The sequence below is a fragment of the Pseudomonas sp. BF-R-19 genome (assembly GCF_019956445.1).
In the GTDB taxonomy this organism is placed as follows: domain Bacteria; phylum Pseudomonadota; class Gammaproteobacteria; order Pseudomonadales; family Pseudomonadaceae; genus Aquipseudomonas; species Aquipseudomonas fluorescens_BH.
The window spans coordinates 24,666-41,226 of sequence record NZ_JAHBDN010000030.1 but is presented as its reverse complement, the minus strand read 5'-3'; the positions used below and the strand labels follow the sequence as shown (position 1 = coordinate 41,226).

Sequence of the window (16,561 nt, the reverse complement as noted above, 5' to 3'; positions counted from 1 at the left end):
CGCTGCAGCCCGTGTTTAACAAGCTACGCTGGCGAAACCAGGGGAAAAAGTTGAACGCTTTGGCGAATGCCCAGCGTAAGATCAGCCCACACCGTTTTACCGGCCTGCCTGGCCAACCCCGCCCGATGATTTTGTCGGGCTTTTTATTGCCTGAAGATTTTTACTGCTTGCGGTGTCAGGCTAATGCCTTGAGCGTGGCATCGATCTGTTGCAACACCTCGGCCTCGCCCTTCTCGCCCCAATACAAGGCGATTATTTGCTTGTCGGCCTCGACCTTGAAGACATTGCCTGGCAATTTTTCGAAATGATCGAGCAGCGGCCGATCTTCACAGATTTCCTGCCATTGATTGACCCAGACACCCGGTGATTTTTGCCAGTAACTCCAGCACGCCGGCTGACTGCCACGCCGCGGACGATGGTACTGGGCGCAGGGGCTGGGCGGCTCCTGGCTGAGCCAGTGTGGCCACTCCTGAGGTGCCAATTGCATGGCCAGCCCGATGCGCCTGGCCTCCATCCGCAAGGCGATGCGCCCGCTCTGAACTCGCGACGGCCGCAACCATGCCAGCGGGCTCAGCACCACCAACAGGATTGACACCACTATCCAGACCGTCATATCTGTACTCCCGAATTTGAATGAGCCCATTGTGTCACTTTGGAACCAATGCGCTTGAAACCAGCCATACTTACCCATATTGCATCCCTCAGGAGGAGCACCTCATGCCCTACAACCATATTCTGGTCGCTGTAGATCTGACCGAAGAGTGCGACCCTGTCATCCACCGCGCTCGCGAACTGTCGGTGAGCAATGGCGCGAAATTGTCGCTGGTGCACATTGTCGAGCCGATGGCGATGGCCTTCGGCGGCGACGTGCCGATGGACCTGTCACAACTGCAACAGCAGCAGTTCGATCAGGCCAAGGAGCGCCTTGACCGCCTGAAGCACAAATACTCAGAGCTTGAGAGCTCCAATTGCCACCTCACCTACGGCCAGCCACGCCAGGAAATCCATCACTTCGCCAAGGAACAGCAATGCGATCTGATCGTGGTCGGCAGCCATGGCCGGCACGGCCTGGCACTACTGCTGGGCTCCACCGCCAATGACGTGTTGCATGGCGCGCCTTGCGATGTGCTGGCGGTGCGCCTGCAAAACAAATCCTGAAGTTGTAGGTACCCCCTGTGGGAGCGAGCTTGCTCGCGATGGGGCACTGTCAGTCGATATCAATGTTGACTGACAGGCCGCCATCGCGAGCAAGCTCGCTCCCACATTGAAGATTAACAACCTTCAAATCTTCATACGAAAAACCCGGCGTTCATCACTGAACGCCGGGTTTTTTTATTGCAGCGTCAATCAGGCATCCAGCTCGGCCCAACGCTCGACCATGATGTCGAGTTCAGCCTGCAACTGCTCCAGTTGAGCAATCACCGCAGCGGTTTCCGCAGCTGGACGCTGATAGAAGCCCGCATCGGCCATCTGCGCCTCAACGACGGCAATCTGCTGCTCCATGGCTTCGATCTGCCCCGGCAACGCTTCCAGCTCGCGCTGCAGTTTGTAGCTGAGCTTTTTCTTCGCCACTGGCGCTTCGACGACCGCCGCAACCGGCGCAGGCTCGGCCTTCACTACGGCGGAGTTCAGGTCGGCCTTGCCGGACTTGCTCTCGGTCACACCCAGCAGGCGCGGCGAGCCGCCCTGGCGCAGCCAGTCCTGGTAGCCACCGACGTACTCGCGAACCTTGCCTTCACCTTCGAAGACCAGGGTGCTGGTAACCACGTTGTCGAGGAATGCCCGGTCGTGGCTGACCATCAGTACGGTGCCGTTGAAGGTCAGCAAGACCTCTTCGAGCAGTTCGAGGGTTTCGACGTCGAGGTCGTTGGTCGGTTCGTCGAGTACCAGCAGGTTCGCCGGCTTGCTGAACAGCTTGGCCAGCAACAGTCGGGCACGCTCACCACCGGACAGCGCCTTGACCGGCGTGCGGGCACGCTGCGGGCTGAACAGGAAGTCGCCGAGGTAGCTCAGCACGTGGCGGCTCTGGCCGTCGATATCGATGAAGTCTCGACCTTCGGCGACGTTGTCGATCACGGTCTTTTCCAGGTCCAGCTGATGGCGCAACTGGTCGAAGTAGGCGACGTCGATCCTGGTGCCCTCTTCCACCTTGCCGCTGGTCGGTTGCAGGCCGCTGAGCATCAGCTTCAGCAACGTCGTTTTGCCGGTACCGTTGGCGCCCAGCAGACCGATGCGGTCGCCGCGCTGCAATACCATGGAGAAGTCCTTGATCAGGAACGGCCCGCCCGGGTGAGCGAAGCTCACGTTATCGAGCACCATCACCTGCTTGCCGGACTTGTCGGCGGTATCCAGCTGAATGTTGGCCTTGCCGGTACGCTCACGACGCTCGCTACGCTCGACGCGCAAGGCTTTGAGCGCACGTACGCGGCCTTCGTTACGGGTACGACGGGCCTTGATGCCCTGGCGAATCCACACTTCTTCCTGGGCCAGGCGCTTGTCGAACAGCGCGTTGGCCGTGGCTTCAGCGGCGAGTTCGGCTTCCTTGTGCACGAGGAAACTGGCGTAGTCGCCGTTCCAGTCGATCAGGCCGCCGCGATCCAGTTCGAGGATGCGGGTTGCCAGGTTCTGCAGGAAAGAACGGTCGTGCGTGATGAACAGCACGGCGCCCTGGAAATCCTTCAGCGCCTCTTCGAGCCAGGCGATGGCACCGATGTCCAGGTGGTTGGTCGGTTCGTCGAGCAGCAGCAGATCCGGTTCGGACACCAGGGCCTGGGCCAGCAGGACGCGGCGACGCCAGCCGCCGGACAATTCGGCGAGGGTCTTGTCGGCCGGCAGTTGCAGGCGGCTCAGGGTGCTGTCAACGAGGGTCTGCAAGCGCCAGCCATCGCGGGCTTCGAGGTCGTGCTGGACGTGCATCAGTTTGTCCAGATCGGCGTCAGTGACGATGTTCTGGCTCAGGTGGTGATATTCGGCGAGCAAGGCGCCAACACCGTCCAGGCCTTCGGCCACCACGTCGAATACTGTCCGCTCGTCGGCCACCGGCAATTCTTGCGGCAATTCGCCGATCTTGAGTCCTGGTGCGCGCCAAACGGAGCCGTCATCGGGCTTCTGGTCGCCCTTGACGAGCTTCATCATGCTTGACTTGCCAGTGCCATTGCGGCCGATGATGCACACCCGCTCACCACGGGCGATCTGCCAGGACACCTTGTCCAACAACGGCATAGCGCCGAAAGCAAGGGACACATCGCTGAATTTGAGCAGGGTCATGAGCTTCTCCAAAAACCGGGCGCGCATTCTACCTGACTTGAGGCTTCAGAAGGCCGGCAATTTCACTCTCGTAGCACTCTGCATGACAAATGTTGCGAACTGACGCGGGAAGACCCGCAAAGCTTTCACCGGCTGCTGGCAAAAGGCTAAGCTACAGACAATTCAGCGCGGGCCTGACCCGCGCTTGTCATGATTTTCTCTGCCCGGACGTCTCATGCGCAGTCGCCTTTTCAATCTATTGTCCTGCCTTTTACTTACAGCCACTGCGATTCAATCCGCCCAGGCGGTGGACCTGTCCACCCAACGCCGGTATTACGATGAAGCCAAGCGCGCCTTGGCCAAGGGTGATACCGGGCCGTACTTTCGGTACAGCCAGGCCCTCGCCGATTATCCGCTGGAACCGTACCTGGCGTACGACGAGCTGACCGCGCGCCTGAAAACCGCGAGCAACGCCGAAATCGAGAAATTCCTCGCCGAACACGGCGACCTGCCCCAGGCCAACTGGATGAAGCTGCGCTGGTTGCGCTGGCTGGCGGACCGGGGCGACTGGGCGACCTTCGTCAAGTATTACGACCCGAAAATGAACTTCACCGAACTGGACTGCCTGAATGCGCAATACCAGATCAGCCACAACCTCAAAGCCGAAGGTTATGCCAACGCTGAAAAGCTCTGGTTGACCGGGAAATCCCAGCCCGACGCCTGCGATTCCCTGTTCGGCATGTGGGCTGCCGATGGTCAGTTGACCGAGCAAAAACGCTGGGAACGCACGAAGCTCGCCGCCCAGGCGCGCAACTACCCGCTGGCCAACAGCCTGGTCAACGGCCTGACCACTCTCGCCCCGCGCGGTCGCTTGCTGATCGACGTGGCGCAGAAACCGGAACTGCTCAACCAGCCGTCACGCTTCACTCCGGCCGATGAAGCCATGTCCGACGTGGTCAGCCTCGGCCTGCGCCGCCTGGCCCGCCAGGACCCGGACAAGGCCATGAACCTGCTCGACGGTTACGCCAGCAGCATGCATTTCTCCCGGGATGAAAAAGTCGCAATCGCCCGGGAAATCGGGCTGACGCTTGCTAAACGTTTCGACGGCCGAGCCCTGGACGTCATGACCAAATACGATCCGGAACTGCGCGACAACACGGTTTCCGAATGGCGCTTGCGCCTGCTCCTGCGCCTGGCGCGCTGGGACGATGCCTACCAGTTGACCCGCCGCCTGCCCCAAGACCTGGCCAACACCAACCGCTGGCGTTACTGGCAGGCCCGCAGCCTGGAGCTGGCGCAACCGCAGAATCCGGAAGCGCTGACACTCTATAAAAACCTGGCCCGCGAACGCGACTTCTATGGTTTCCTCGCCGCCGACCGCTCACAGTCTCCGTATTCACTGAACAACAAGCCGCTGGTGATGAGCCAGGCGCTGATCAACAAAGTGCGCAACACCCCCGGCATACGTCGCGCCCTGGAGTTCCACGCTCGCGGACAAATCGTCGACGGTCGCCGCGAGTGGTACCACGTCAGCCGCCACTTCAGCCGTGACGAGATGGTTGCCCAGGCCAAACTGGCTTACGACTTGAAATGGTATTTCCCGGCCATTCGCACCATCAGCCAGGCGCAGTATTGGGACGATCTGGATATCCGTTTCCCGATGGCCTACCGCAACACGCTGGTGCGTGAAGCGAAGAATCGCGGCCTGCATCCGAGCTGGGCGTTCGCCATCACTCGCCAGGAAAGCGCCTTCATGGAAGATGCCCGCTCCGGGGTCGGCGCCTCGGGCCTGATGCAACTGATGCCCGCCACCGCCAAGGAAACCGCACGCAAGTTCAGCATTCCCTATAGCTCGCCACAGCAACTGTTCAACCCGGACAAGAACATCCAGCTTGGCGCTGCGTACCTGAGCCAGGTGCACAGCCAGTTCAACGGCAACCGCGTCCTCGCCTCCGCCGCCTACAACGCCGGCCCCGGCCGAGTGCGCCAATGGCTGCGCGGTGCGGATCACTTGAGTTTCGACGTATGGGTGGAAAGCATTCCGTTCGACGAAACCCGCCAGTACGTGCAAAACGTGCTGTCGTATTCGGTGATCTATGGCGAGAAGCTCAACTCACCGCAGCCGATCGTGGATTGGCATGAGCGGTATTTTGATGATCAATAATGAAGTGATTTAACTCGCCGACAAAAATGCCCGCATCGATTGATGCGGGCATTTTTATTGACGAGTCAAATCAGGGGCCGCCTATAGGTTTCGGGAACGCCGACACTGCTCGGTTTTTTTGCAGATTGCTTGCCATATTCGGTCAATCGATATCGTTGGGCCGGGCTATTGGGTGAGTCGGGATGAGTCATTTCAATCAATCCTTTACCCAATGCCGGTTTCAGATAGTTAGCCCGGAAAGTCGCCTTGTGAGCCAATCCCACTTCTGCCATCAACTCACTTACCTTGCGCGGCTCAGTCCCTTCAAGCACCAAAAGTAGCCTCGCTACTTGGTCGGTTACTTGATCGGTTACTTGGTCGGTTACTGACGCGCTCCGTGACGCTTCCTTGAGCGCCACGCTCAAGGCCTGAAGCATAAACTCGACAAAAGGCGTCGACTCGGCCGTCTGGTCCGCCTCGGACAATGCCGCATAGTAGGCATCCTGTTGATCCCGGATAACAGCTTCGACGGGCAGATAAGCCAATATCGGACGCCACTGGCTAAGTATCAGCGTTTGCCAAAGACGTCCCATGCGGCCGTTGCCATCTGCGAACGGGTGAATGAACTCGAACTCGTAATGGAATACACAACTGATAATCAACGGATGCCAATCCGAGGTGTCCACCCATGCCAGCAAATCATCAATCAAATGCGCAACGCGACTTGGAGGCGGAGCCATATGAACCAATCGTTCGCCACGATAAATTCCCACGCCGTCGCGCCGGAACCGTCCGAAATCGTCGATCAGCCCATGCATTAACAGCTCATGCGCTCGAAGCAAGTCGGGTCGACTGCCCGGCTGCCAGCCCGGCATCGATTCGTAGGCAGCAAAGGCATTACGCACTTCCTGGATTTCCCGAGGTAAACCCAGGACGCGCTGCCCCGATAGAACGGCGGTCACTTGTTCAATGCTGAGCGTATTATTTTCGATTGCCAATGAAGCCTGAATCGTTCGGATTCGATTGCCACGCCGTAATTGAGGTGTCTGACGAGAATCATCCACAGCCGAAAGCTGACCAATCTGCTCACTGATCTCTGCGATCAACGCGAGTATTTTTGTGGTCAACGTCAACGGCGGTTGATATCGGTTCATTTCCTCATCCTGGCTCGTCACTGAGACCGCCATATTGCCCGAACCTTTCGGCATTTATTCAACCTCATGACCCTTCCCGATTTTTTTGGAAAGGTGAGCGTCGTGATCATCGTCGACACCAAACTGCAACGCTGCCAACCGCGCATACAAGGCATTGCTGGCAATCAGTTCATGATGCGTGCCCACCGCCACCAGTTTCCCCTGGTCCATCACCGCGATTCGGTCGGCGTTTTTCACCGTGGCCAGGCGATGGGCGATTACCAGGGTGGTTCGATTCTTCATCAGGCTCGGCAGCGCCTGCTGGATCAGGTGTTCGCTCTGGGCGTCGAGGGCGCTGGTGGCTTCGTCGAGGAGCAGGATCGGCGCGTCCACCAGCAATGCGCGGGCGATAGCCAGGCGTTGGCGCTGGCCGCCGGACAAGCCGAGACCACCGTCACCCAGATGGGTCTGGTAACCATTGGGCATGGCTTCGATAAAGTCATGGGCGTAAGCGATTTTTGCCGCCTCCTGTACCTCGGCCAAGGTCGCCTGCGGATTGCCGTAGCGGATATTTTCTTCAATGCTGCCGAAAAACAGCGCCGGGGTTTGCGACACCAGGGCGAAGCAGCGGCGCAGGTCCAACGGATCGAGTTGAGTCAACGGCACGCCATCGAGCAGGATGCGCCCCTCCGCCGGGTCGTAAAAACGCAACAGCAAGTCATACACCGTGGATTTACCGGCCCCCGATGGCCCGACCAGCGCCAGCGTCTCACCGGCATTGACGGTCAGGTTCAAGCCGTCGACGGCATAACTTTCCGGCCGCGACGGGTAGGAAAAACGCACATTGTGCAGTTGCAGTTGGCCATTGACCCGCTCCGGCAGTGTCACCGCGCCAGCCACTGGCGGCAGGATGATGTTTTCCGAACGCAGCAACTCGGCAATCCGCTCGGCCGCGCCGGCTGCCCGCTGCAACTCGCCAATCACTTCGCTCAACGTGCCGAACGCACTGCCGACGATCAGGCTGTAGAACACGAACGCCGCCAGCTCGCCGGCGGAAATTCGCCCGGCGATGACGTCCATGCCGCCGACCCAGAGCATCACCCCGACCGCACCCAGGACCAACACGATCACCAGGGTAATCAGCCAGGCCCGCTGGAAGATGCGCTTGCGTGCGGTGTTGAACGCCTCTTCCACCGTCACGGCAAACCGGCGCTCGTCCTGGGCCTGGTGGTTGTAGGCCTGCACGGTCTTGATCTGGCCCAGGGTTTCCGACACATAACTGCCGATATCGGCAATCCGGTCCTGACTCAGGCGTGAGAGGTTACGCACCCGGCGACCGAAGATCAGGATCGGCGCAATTACCAGCGGCAAGGCAACCACCACGATACTGGTGAGCTTGGGGTTGGTGACAAACAACAGAACGATCCCGCCGATCACCATCAACAGATTGCGCAAAAACAACGACAGTGAAGAGCCGATGACCGATTGCAGCAGCGTGGTATCGGCGGTCAGGCGCGACTGGATTTCCGAACTGCGATTGTCTTCGTAAAAACCCGGGTGCAGGTAAATCAGATGATTGAACACGTTGCGCCGGATATCGGCGACGCAGCGCTCGCCGATCCACGACACCAGGTAAAACCTTGCAAACGTACCGATCGCCAGCCCCATCACCAGCAACATGAACAGTGTGATGGACTGATTGAGCAGATGCGGTGACTGGGTCATGAACCCCTTGTCCACCAGCAGGCGGATGCCCTGCCCCATGGACAAGGTGATGCCTGCGGTGGCGATCAGCGCCAGCAAGGCGCCAAAGGCCTGCCAGCGATACGGCGCGATGAAACGGCTGGCCAGGCGAATGGCACGGCGGTGACGGGCAGAGAGCATCGTAATCATCCTGGACAAGGCAGTCATTAGGGTCAGCCTATACCGCTCAATGGGGTGGCTCGCTGCAAATCACAATGAGTCAGGTTAATTATGTCCAGCAACACTAGAGGCTAGACGCTATTGGTCTAAAGTTCGGGTAGCCACGCGAAGGCATTTCTGGTGGACTGGTTCTGTCCCCCCGGAAAGATCGCAGGGAGTTGTCATAGCCCGGTCACCTGGCGGTTCTACAGTAAGCACACAACCTGATGAGGAGACAGGCCATGTCCTTGCAACACAGCAGCGATGACAAGATTCAAGTGATCCGCACGCAACCAGACCAGTCTCTGGGTTGCTCGATTATTGACGAGCAGGGTCGCGAAGTACCGATCACTGAAAAAATGATCCAGAAAGCTTGCAGCGAACTGGAAAAGCGATTGGTCAAACCTGCCGAACAAAAGTGATATAGCCACCGTCTTCTTGACCCGGCCCTTTGTTGGCCGGGTTTTTTATGCCTGCTGATCCAATCCGGGACTGTGTCGCGCCCTTCGCGGGCAAGTCGAATCGTCGCACCGCCGCTCCCACAGGGGATTTGTGGTGCATGAAGATCCAGTGTGTGCGGGCTTGCTCGCGAAGGGGCCGCCACGGTCTATCAGATTGCCGTTGCGCCCAACGCCGCCACAATCCGCTGCAACTCAGGCGCATCCCCCTCGATCCGCACCTGCAACCCGTCGATTTCACGGCGCGACGGGTATTGCTTGCGCAGCACATCGAATGCCGCACGCTGCTCGCTGACACTGCCGACAAGGCTGCGACGGAATTCCGCATCGTCACGTCGCGGGTCATACACGCCACGGCATAGCATCGCCAACGCCCAGGCCGGGTCGCTTTGCGCATTGAGGGTCACGTGCGACAGCCACGGTGCCGGCAGCAAATCGCTCAGGCTGACGCGGGCCGGTTGCCCGAGGAAATCGCAATACGCCTGATAAATCTGCGCGGTGCCCCTCTGCTTGCCATCGAGGCTGTAACCGGCAATGTGTGGCGTTGCCAGCACGCAGAGTTCGGCCAGCGCCACGTCGACTTCAGGCTCGCCTTCCCAGACATCGAGCACCGCTTGCAGGTCTTCGCGCTCCAGCAGCACGTCGCGCAGGGCCGCGTTGTTGACCACCGGCCCGCGACTGGCATTGATCAGCCAGGTGCCGGACCTGAGCTGGTTCAGACGTTTTTCATCGAACAAATGCCAGGTCGATTGCTGACCCTGCTTAGTCAATGGCGTGTGCAGGCTGATGACGTCGCACTCGTCGATGATCTGCTCGAGGCTGACGTAATCCCCACCTTCAGCAGCTTGCCGAGGTGGATCGCACACCAGCACCTTCCAGCCCAGGCCTTGCAGGACCTTGACCAACCGGCCACCCACTTCGCCGGCACCGACCACGCCGTAGGTACGCCGGGTCAGGTCGACACCTTCGATTTCGGCCAGGGTCAGCAGACTGCCGAGCACATAGTCGACCACGCCGCGGGCATTGCAGCCCGGTGCGCTGGACCAGGTGATACCGGCCTGCTGCAAGTAATTCAGGTCCAGATGATCGGTGCCGATGGTGCACGTACCGACAAAGCGCACCTTGCTGCCCTCGAGCAGCGCGCGATTGACGTTGGTCACCGAACGCACCAAGAGCACATCGGCCTGCTCGACCGTGGCACGGTCGATGGCGCGACCCGGTACCCGGCGGATTTCACCGAAACCTTCAAAGAAGGCATCGAGCAGGGGGATATTTTCGTCGGCAACAATCAGCATGGCAGGCTCCTTTGGCGGATCGGCAGTGTAGGCGTAGATGCTGGTGGTGGGCCAGTGGGCATTGACGCATTGAATATGAAGGGAAGCACACACCTTGTGGCGAGGGAGCTTGCTCCCGCTGGACTGCGAAGCAGTCCCCAAACCTGTGCTGGCGGAGTTTCTGTTGAAACGAGTCGCTTGAATCGGGTCCGCTGCGCGGCCCAACGGGACGGTGCGGCGATCCGACAAGCTCCCTCGCCACAATAATGATCGGCACACAATCGGGTGGATGATTACAAATCCACAACACGGGTCTTTTCCTGACTGCCGCGTCAACGCGTAGAATGCGCGCCTGTGCATCAATACCTTTTGGACGTTTCGCCATTGAATCCTGTAATTGAGAATACCGCCGCCATAGCTCCGGCGCGGACGACGCCCGTTCGCCTGGAACTCAAAGGCCTGCTCGGCCTGGCCCTGCCGATCATGATCGCGCAACTGGCCACCACGGCCATGGGCTTCGTCGATGCGGTGATGGCCGGCCGCGTCAGCCCACGGGACCTGGCCTCGGTGGCCTTGGGCAATTCGATCTGGATTCCGGTCTACCTGTTGATGTCCGGCGTCCTGTTGGCAACCACACCCAAGGTCGCGCAACGCTTTGGCGCCGGGCAGTTTGACGAAATCGGCCCGCTGGTACGCCAGGCGCTGTGGCTGGCACTGTGTGTCGGGTTGATCGGCAGTGGCCTGCTGCTCGGCGCCGAGCCGATCCTGCACTGGATGAAAGTCGATCCGCAATTGATCGAGCCGAGCATGGGTTACCTGCACGGGATCGCCTTCGGCTTGCCGGGCATGGCGTTTTATTACGTGCTGCGCTGCTACAGCGATGGCATGGGTCGGACCCGTCCGAGCATGGTCATTGGCCTGTGCGGCCTACTGCTGAACATCCCGCTGAACTACACGTTGATCTATGGCCATTTCGGCGCACCAGCCCTGGGCGGCGTCGGGTGCGGCTGGGCCAGCGGCATCGTGATGTGGTTCATGGCGTTGAGCATGGCCGGCTGGACCTTCTGGGCGCCGTTCTATGCCCGCACCCGTGTGCTGGTGCGCTTCGACCGTCCGAAATGGGCCGTGATCAAGCGCCTGGTCAGCATTGGCCTGCCGATCGGTATCGCCGTGTTCGCCGAGTCCAGCATCTTCGCGGTCATCGCCCTGTTGATCGGCAGTCTCGGCTCCACCGTGGTGGCCGGGCATCAAATCGCCCTGAATATCAGCTCGTTGCTGTTCATGATTCCTTACTCGCTGGGCATGGCGGTGACCGTGCGGGTCGGTCAGGCACTGGGGGCCGGCAATCCTTGGCAGGCGCGCTTCGCGGCGAAGGTCGGGCTCGGCGCGGCATTGGTGTTCGCGGCGTTCTCGGCGACCCTGATCCTGCTCCTGCGCGAACCTATCGCCTCGATCTACACGCCTGACAAGGCCGTAATCCAGATTGCGTCGATGTTGATTGTCTATGCCGCGCTGTACCAGTTTTCCGATGCCATCCAGGTGATCTGCGCGGGCGCGCTGCGTGGATACCAGGACACCCGGGTAACGATGATCCTGACTTTGTTCGCCTATTGGGGCATCGGCCTGCCTGTCGGCTACGTGCTGGGACTGACCGACTGGTTCGGTCCGGCCAGCGGCCCGAGCGGGCTATGGGAAGGGTTGATTGCCGGTTTGAGCTGTGCGGCGCTGATGCTGTCGATCCGCCTGACGCTCAGTGCGCGCCGGCGGATTCGTAACAGCCGCTCGGCGGGTTGACTGCACAAACAAAAAGACCTGCTTTTGCAGGTCTTTTTTTGGCTACCGTTAAACGGACTTCTTGCGAATCCAGTAGAGGTAGGTGCCCTCATCTTCGTGCTGCGCCACCAGTTCATGATCGAGAAACACGCAGAACTTGGGAATGTCGCGACGGGTCGACGGGTCAGTGGCGATCACCTTGAGCAGGCCGCCAGGCACCAGATCACGGATATGCTGGTGCAGCATCATCACCGGCTCTGGGCAGTTGAGACCGGTGGCGTCGAGGGTGCCGTCTACCGGCGTATCAAGCATTTCACTCATGATTCACTCCTGAAACTGGCCGGCATTGTCGCGCATTGCCGGGTTTGTGGCGAGGGAGCTTGCTCCCGCTCGGCGGCGAAGCCGTCGCAAAACCTGTGTATGTGGTGTGTCAGACACACCCATAGCTGATAGCTGACTTTAGGGCTGCTTCGCAGCCCAGCGGGAGCAAGCTCCCTCGCCACAAAAGCCATGGATGGATATCAGCGGGATTTCGGCTTCTTCACATCCAGCCGGCGCAAATGGCAAGTCACTTCCTCGCGGTCGTGGTACAGCTGCTTGCAGCCAATCTCGACCTTGATGCCCCTTCCCTTGAAGCCATCGGCAATGCGCTCGAGCAAACGCTTCACTTCGGCGTAACGCTGCTTCATCGGCAGCTTGAGGTTGACCACCGCTTCGCGGCAATGCCCCTCGCCAATCCACTCTTCCAGCATCGCGGCGTTGCGCGCCGGTTTCTCGACGATGTCGCAGACCATCCAGTCCACCGGTTGTTTGGGCTTGAAGGTGAAGCCGTCGGCCATCAGATGTTGCACCAGACCGGTGTCCATCAGGCTTTCGGCCATCGGGCCGTTGTCGATGGCGGTCACCAGCATGCCACGGTTGACCAATTGCCAGGTCCAACCGCCGGGGGCTGCCCCGAGGTCAACACCGGTCATGTCACTGTGCAGGCGCTCGTCCCACTGGTCGCGCGGGATGAAGTGGTGCCAGGCCTCTTCCAGCTTGAGGGTCGAGCGGCTCGGTGCCTCGCGGGGGAATTTCAATCGCGGAATGCCCATCGGCCACATCGCCGAGTTGTTCGACTCCGCCAGGCCCATGAACACTTCGCGGCCGCTCTTGAAGGTCAGCAACAGGCGCGGCTTGTGGGCATCTTCCACCAGTTTGCCGGCCGCCATCAGCGCCTTGCGCAGATGCACTTCGAATTTCTTGCAGAAGTTCGACAGTTCCTTGCCGTCATTGGTGTCGACCATTTCCAGCCACAGGCTGCCGCACAGCGGAAAGTCCGCCATATGCGCGAGGATCACGCTGATGCGGTCGGTTTCCGGCAGATCGATGAAAATCCCCCGGGCCCACTGGCGCGGGAAGATCAGCTCGGCGAAACGCTGCCCGCGCATCAGGCGCTCGGCGCCGTCTTCTTCGGTGCAGACAAATTCGGCGCAGGCAGTTGCAGCTTTGGCCTTGGCATAACCGGCCACGTTCAAGCGCGCGGCGAGGTCGGAAATCTCGGAACAGACTTCGCCTTCGAAGCCCGGCCGGCAATGCATAAAGAGGGTGTTCATTCTTACTCCTGGGCAATGACGAGGAATTTCGGCCACTGCGCGATGCCCAGGCTTGCGTTGAAGCAAAGCCTGTCACGAAAACCCGCGCATGATAGCCGACTTCGGAACCTCGGACTTGCCCATAGAGTCCAGTTATTAGCCTTAAGCACTAAAGAGGACTAGGTTTAGTCCTCTATCCGTTCCCTCTGTCCGTAGCCGTGCGGACTCAAAGGAGTGATCGCAATGCCGTCCCTCGATAGCCTGAAAACGCTCAAGACCCTGCAAGTCGGCAACAAGACCTACCACTACTTCAGCCTGCCCGATGCCGCCAAAAGCCTGGGCGATCTGGACAAGTTGCCGATGTCGTTGAAAGTCCTGCTGGAAAACCTGCTGCGCTGGGAGGACGAAAAAACCGTCACCGGCGCCGACCTCAAGGCGCTGGCCGCGTGGCTCAAGGAGCGTCGCTCCGACCGCGAAATCCAGTACCGCCCGGCGCGGGTGCTGATGCAGGACTTCACCGGCGTACCGGCGGTGGTCGACTTGGCCGCCATGCGCGCGGCGATGGCCAAGGCCGGCGGCAATCCGCAGCGGATCAACCCGCTGTCGCCGGTGGACCTGGTGATCGACCACTCGGTGATGGTCGACAAGTTCGCCAGCAGCAGCGCCTTCGAGCAGAACGTCGACATTGAAATGCAGCGCAATGGCGAACGTTATGCGTTCCTGCGCTGGGGCCAGAGTGCCTTCGACAATTTCAGCGTGGTGCCACCGGGCACCGGCATCTGCCACCAGGTGAACCTTGAATACCTCGGCCGCACGGTCTGGACCAAGGACGAGGACGGCCGTACCTACGCCTTCCCCGACACCCTGGTCGGCACCGATTCCCACACCACCATGATCAACGGCCTCGGCGTGCTTGGCTGGGGCGTCGGCGGTATCGAGGCGGAGGCGGCAATGCTCGGGCAACCGGTGTCGATGCTGATTCCCGAAGTCATCGGCTTCAAACTCACCGGCAAGCTCAAGGAAGGCATCACCGCCACCGACCTGGTGCTGACCGTCACCCAGATGCTGCGCAAGAAAGGCGTGGTGGGCAAATTCGTCGAATTCTACGGCGATGGCCTAGCCGACCTGCCCCTGGCCGACCGCGCGACCATCGCCAACATGGCCCCGGAATACGGCGCCACCTGCGGTTTCTTCCCGGTGGACGACGTCACGCTGGAATACCTGCGCCTGTCCGGCCGGCCCCTGGAAACGGTGCAACTGGTGGAGGCCTACAGCAAGGCCCAGGGCCTGTGGCGCCTGCCCGGCCAGCAACCGCTGTTCACCGACAGCCTGGCACTGGACATGGGCAGCGTCGAAGCCAGCCTCGCCGGACCAAAACGCCCACAGGACCGGGTGTCGCTGCCCAACGTCGCGCAAGCGTTCAGCGACTTCACCGACCTGCAATTCAAGCCCACCAGCAAGGAAGAAGGCCGCCTGGAAAGTGAAGGCGGTGGCGGTGTTGCCGTCGGCAATGCCGATATGGCCGGCGAAGCGGATTACGATTACGAAGGCCAGACCTATCGCCTGAAAAACGGCGCCGTGGTTATCGCCGCGATCACCTCCTGCACCAACACCTCCAACCCCAGCGTGATGATGGCGGCCGGGCTGGTGGCGAAGAAGGCCGTGGAAAAAGGCCTGAAACGCAAACCCTGGGTGAAGAGCTCGCTGGCCCCCGGCTCGAAAGTGGTCACCGACTACTACAAGGCGGCCGGCCTGACCCATTACCTCGATGAGCTGGGGTTTGCCCTGGTCGGCTATGGCTGCACCACCTGCATCGGTAATTCCGGGCCGCTGGCGGAGCCCATCGAGAAAGCCATCCAGCAAGCCGACCTCACCGTGGCCTCCGTGCTCTCGGGCAATCGCAACTTCGAAGGCCGGGTGCATCCGCTGGTGAAAACCAACTGGCTGGCCTCCCCGCCGCTGGTGGTCGCCTATGCGCTGGCCGGCACGGTTCGCACCGACCTCAGCCGCGAGCCGTTGGGCGATGACAAGGACGGCAAGCCGGTTTACCTGCGGGACATCTGGCCAAGCAGCAAGGAAATTGCCGACGCCGTGAGTCAGGTCAACACCGCCATGTTCCACAAGGAATACGCCGAGGTGTTTGCCGGTGACGCGCAATGGCAGGCGATTGAAGTACCGCAGGCGGCGACCTATGTCTGGCAGTCCGACTCGACTTACATCCAGCACCCACCGTTCTTCGACGACATCGGCGGCCCGCCGCCCGTGGTCAAGGATGTCAACGGCGCCAGGATCCTCGCACTGCTCGGCGACTCGGTGACCACCGACCACATCTCCCCGGCCGGCAACATCAAGGTCGACAGCCCGGCAGGGCAATACCTGCGCGACAAGGGCGTGGAACCGCGAGACTTCAATTCCTACGGCTCGCGGCGTGGCAACCATGAAGTGATGATGCGCGGCACCTTCGCCAACATCCGCATACGCAACGAAATGCTCGGCGGTGAAGAAGGCGGCAACACGCTCTACATCCCGACCGGCGAAAAAATCCCGATCTACGACGCCGCCATGCGCTACCAGGCCACCGGCACCCCGCTGGTGGTCATCGCCGGCCAAGAATACGGCACCGGCTCCAGCCGCGACTGGGCCGCCAAAGGCACCAACCTGCTCGGTGTCAAAGCCGTCATCGCCGAAAGCTTCGAACGCATCCACCGCTCCAACCTCGTCGGCATGGGCGTGCTGCCCCTGCAATTCAAACTCGACCAGAACCGCAAAAGCCTCAACCTCACCGGCAAAGAAACCCTCGACATCCTCGGCCTGACCAACGTCGAACTGACACCCCGCATGAACCTGACCCTGGCCATCACCCGCCCCGACGGCCGCCGCGAAAAAATCGAAGTCCTGTGCCGAATCGACACCCTGAACGAAGTCGAATACTTCAAATCCGGAGGCATCCTGCACTACGTCCTGCGCCAGCTAATAGCCTCCTGAACCCACCAAAACGGGGTTGGTGCCCAACACCAACCCCGCATCCACTTCCCGGATATTCACACAACCCATGAAT

Annotated in this window: 12 protein-coding genes; 5 read left to right on the top strand and 7 right to left on the bottom strand. The window is 60.4% G+C overall.

Annotated elements, in window-relative coordinates:
• Positions 1-175: 175 nt before the first annotated feature.
• The gene (locus KGB28_RS02605) at positions 176-613 is read right to left on the bottom strand and encodes a hypothetical protein (protein WP_223441998.1); all 438 of its coding nucleotides are present in this window, start codon (positions 611-613) and stop codon (positions 176-178) included.
• Positions 614-717: 104 nt separating this feature from the next.
• On the opposite strand from KGB28_RS02605, the gene KGB28_RS02600 reads away from it, so the two are divergent.
• Entirely contained in the window at positions 718-1,158 is a 441-nt protein-coding gene (locus KGB28_RS02600; RefSeq protein WP_150724698.1) for a universal stress protein, read from the top strand.
• A 189-nt stretch (positions 1,159-1,347) separates the two neighbouring features.
• On the opposite strand, the gene KGB28_RS02595 is transcribed toward KGB28_RS02600, so the two are convergent.
• On the bottom strand, positions 1,348-3,267 hold the full coding sequence (locus tag KGB28_RS02595) for an ATP-binding cassette domain-containing protein (RefSeq protein WP_223441996.1): 1,920 nt from the start codon (positions 3,265-3,267) through the stop codon (positions 1,348-1,350).
• Between the two features lie 214 nt (positions 3,268-3,481).
• Between KGB28_RS02595 and KGB28_RS02590 the strand changes: the two genes are divergently transcribed.
• Positions 3,482-5,410 carry a transglycosylase SLT domain-containing protein gene (locus tag KGB28_RS02590; protein ID WP_223441994.1) on the top strand — a complete coding sequence of 643 codons (1,929 nt, stop codon included), beginning with the start codon at positions 3,482-3,484 and terminating at the stop codon, positions 5,408-5,410.
• A gap of 65 nt (positions 5,411-5,475) precedes the next feature.
• Here the strand turns inward: KGB28_RS02590 and KGB28_RS02585 are convergent, their stop codons facing one another.
• Positions 5,476-6,543, bottom strand: coding sequence for a Fic family protein (locus tag KGB28_RS02585; RefSeq protein WP_223442161.1), 1,068 nt, complete (start codon positions 6,541-6,543; stop codon positions 5,476-5,478).
• Between the two features lie 54 nt (positions 6,544-6,597).
• Positions 6,598-8,415 carry an ABC transporter transmembrane domain-containing protein gene (locus tag KGB28_RS02580; protein WP_223442158.1) on the bottom strand — a complete coding sequence of 606 codons (1,818 nt, stop codon included), beginning with the start codon at positions 8,413-8,415 and terminating at the stop codon, positions 6,598-6,600.
• A gap of 251 nt (positions 8,416-8,666) precedes the next feature.
• Between KGB28_RS02580 and KGB28_RS02575 the strand changes: the two genes are divergently transcribed.
• Complete coding sequence (locus KGB28_RS02575; RefSeq protein WP_007987263.1) at positions 8,667-8,846, top strand: PA1571 family protein; 180 nt, start codon at positions 8,667-8,669, stop codon at positions 8,844-8,846.
• Positions 8,847-9,034: 188 nt separating this feature from the next.
• On the opposite strand, the gene pdxB is transcribed toward KGB28_RS02575, so the two are convergent.
• Complete coding sequence (pdxB, locus tag KGB28_RS02570; RefSeq protein WP_223441983.1) at positions 9,035-10,177, bottom strand: 4-phosphoerythronate dehydrogenase PdxB; 1,143 nt, start codon at positions 10,175-10,177, stop codon at positions 9,035-9,037.
• A 363-nt stretch (positions 10,178-10,540) separates the two neighbouring features.
• On the opposite strand from pdxB, the gene KGB28_RS02565 reads away from it, so the two are divergent.
• Positions 10,541-11,950, top strand: coding sequence for an MATE family efflux transporter (locus KGB28_RS02565; protein WP_223441981.1), 1,410 nt, complete (start codon positions 10,541-10,543; stop codon positions 11,948-11,950).
• 48 nt (positions 11,951-11,998) lie between these two features.
• Here the strand turns inward: KGB28_RS02565 and tusA are convergent, their stop codons facing one another.
• A complete protein-coding gene (tusA, locus tag KGB28_RS02560) occupies positions 11,999-12,250 on the bottom strand; it encodes a sulfurtransferase TusA (protein ID WP_056721984.1) in 252 nt (83 codons plus the stop codon).
• Positions 12,251-12,450: 200 nt separating this feature from the next.
• Complete coding sequence (rlmM, locus tag KGB28_RS02555) at positions 12,451-13,524, bottom strand: 23S rRNA (cytidine(2498)-2'-O)-methyltransferase RlmM (protein WP_223441979.1); 1,074 nt, start codon at positions 13,522-13,524, stop codon at positions 12,451-12,453.
• Between the two features lie 222 nt (positions 13,525-13,746).
• Here rlmM and acnA point away from each other — a divergent pair, with 222 nt between their 5' ends.
• Entirely contained in the window at positions 13,747-16,488 is a 2,742-nt protein-coding gene (acnA, locus tag KGB28_RS02550) for an aconitate hydratase AcnA (RefSeq protein ID WP_223441977.1), read from the top strand.
• The last annotated feature ends 73 nt before the right edge of the window (positions 16,489-16,561 follow it).

Coding starts and splice junctions, on each gene's coding strand:
- KGB28_RS02575 (WP_007987263.1), top strand. CDS start 8,667: ATGTCCTTGCAACACAGCAGCGATGACAAGATTCAAGTGATCCGCACG.
- KGB28_RS02590 (WP_223441994.1), top strand. CDS start 3,482: ATGCGCAGTCGCCTTTTCAATCTATTGTCCTGCCTTTTACTTACAGCC.
- pdxB (WP_223441983.1), bottom strand. CDS start 10,177: ATGCTGATTGTTGCCGACGAAAATATCCCCCTGCTCGATGCCTTCTTT.
- KGB28_RS02585 (WP_223442161.1), bottom strand. CDS start 6,543: ATGAACCGATATCAACCGCCGTTGACGTTGACCACAAAAATACTCGCG.
- KGB28_RS02600 (WP_150724698.1), top strand. CDS start 718: ATGCCCTACAACCATATTCTGGTCGCTGTAGATCTGACCGAAGAGTGC.
- acnA (WP_223441977.1), top strand. CDS start 13,747: ATGCCGTCCCTCGATAGCCTGAAAACGCTCAAGACCCTGCAAGTCGGC.
- tusA (WP_056721984.1), bottom strand. CDS start 12,250: ATGAGTGAAATGCTTGATACGCCGGTAGACGGCACCCTCGACGCCACC.
- KGB28_RS02595 (WP_223441996.1), bottom strand. CDS start 3,267: ATGACCCTGCTCAAATTCAGCGATGTGTCCCTTGCTTTCGGCGCTATG.
- KGB28_RS02605 (WP_223441998.1), bottom strand. CDS start 613: ATGACGGTCTGGATAGTGGTGTCAATCCTGTTGGTGGTGCTGAGCCCG.
- KGB28_RS02580 (WP_223442158.1), bottom strand. CDS start 8,415: ATGATTACGATGCTCTCTGCCCGTCACCGCCGTGCCATTCGCCTGGCC.
- rlmM (WP_223441979.1), bottom strand. CDS start 13,524: ATGAACACCCTCTTTATGCATTGCCGGCCGGGCTTCGAAGGCGAAGTC.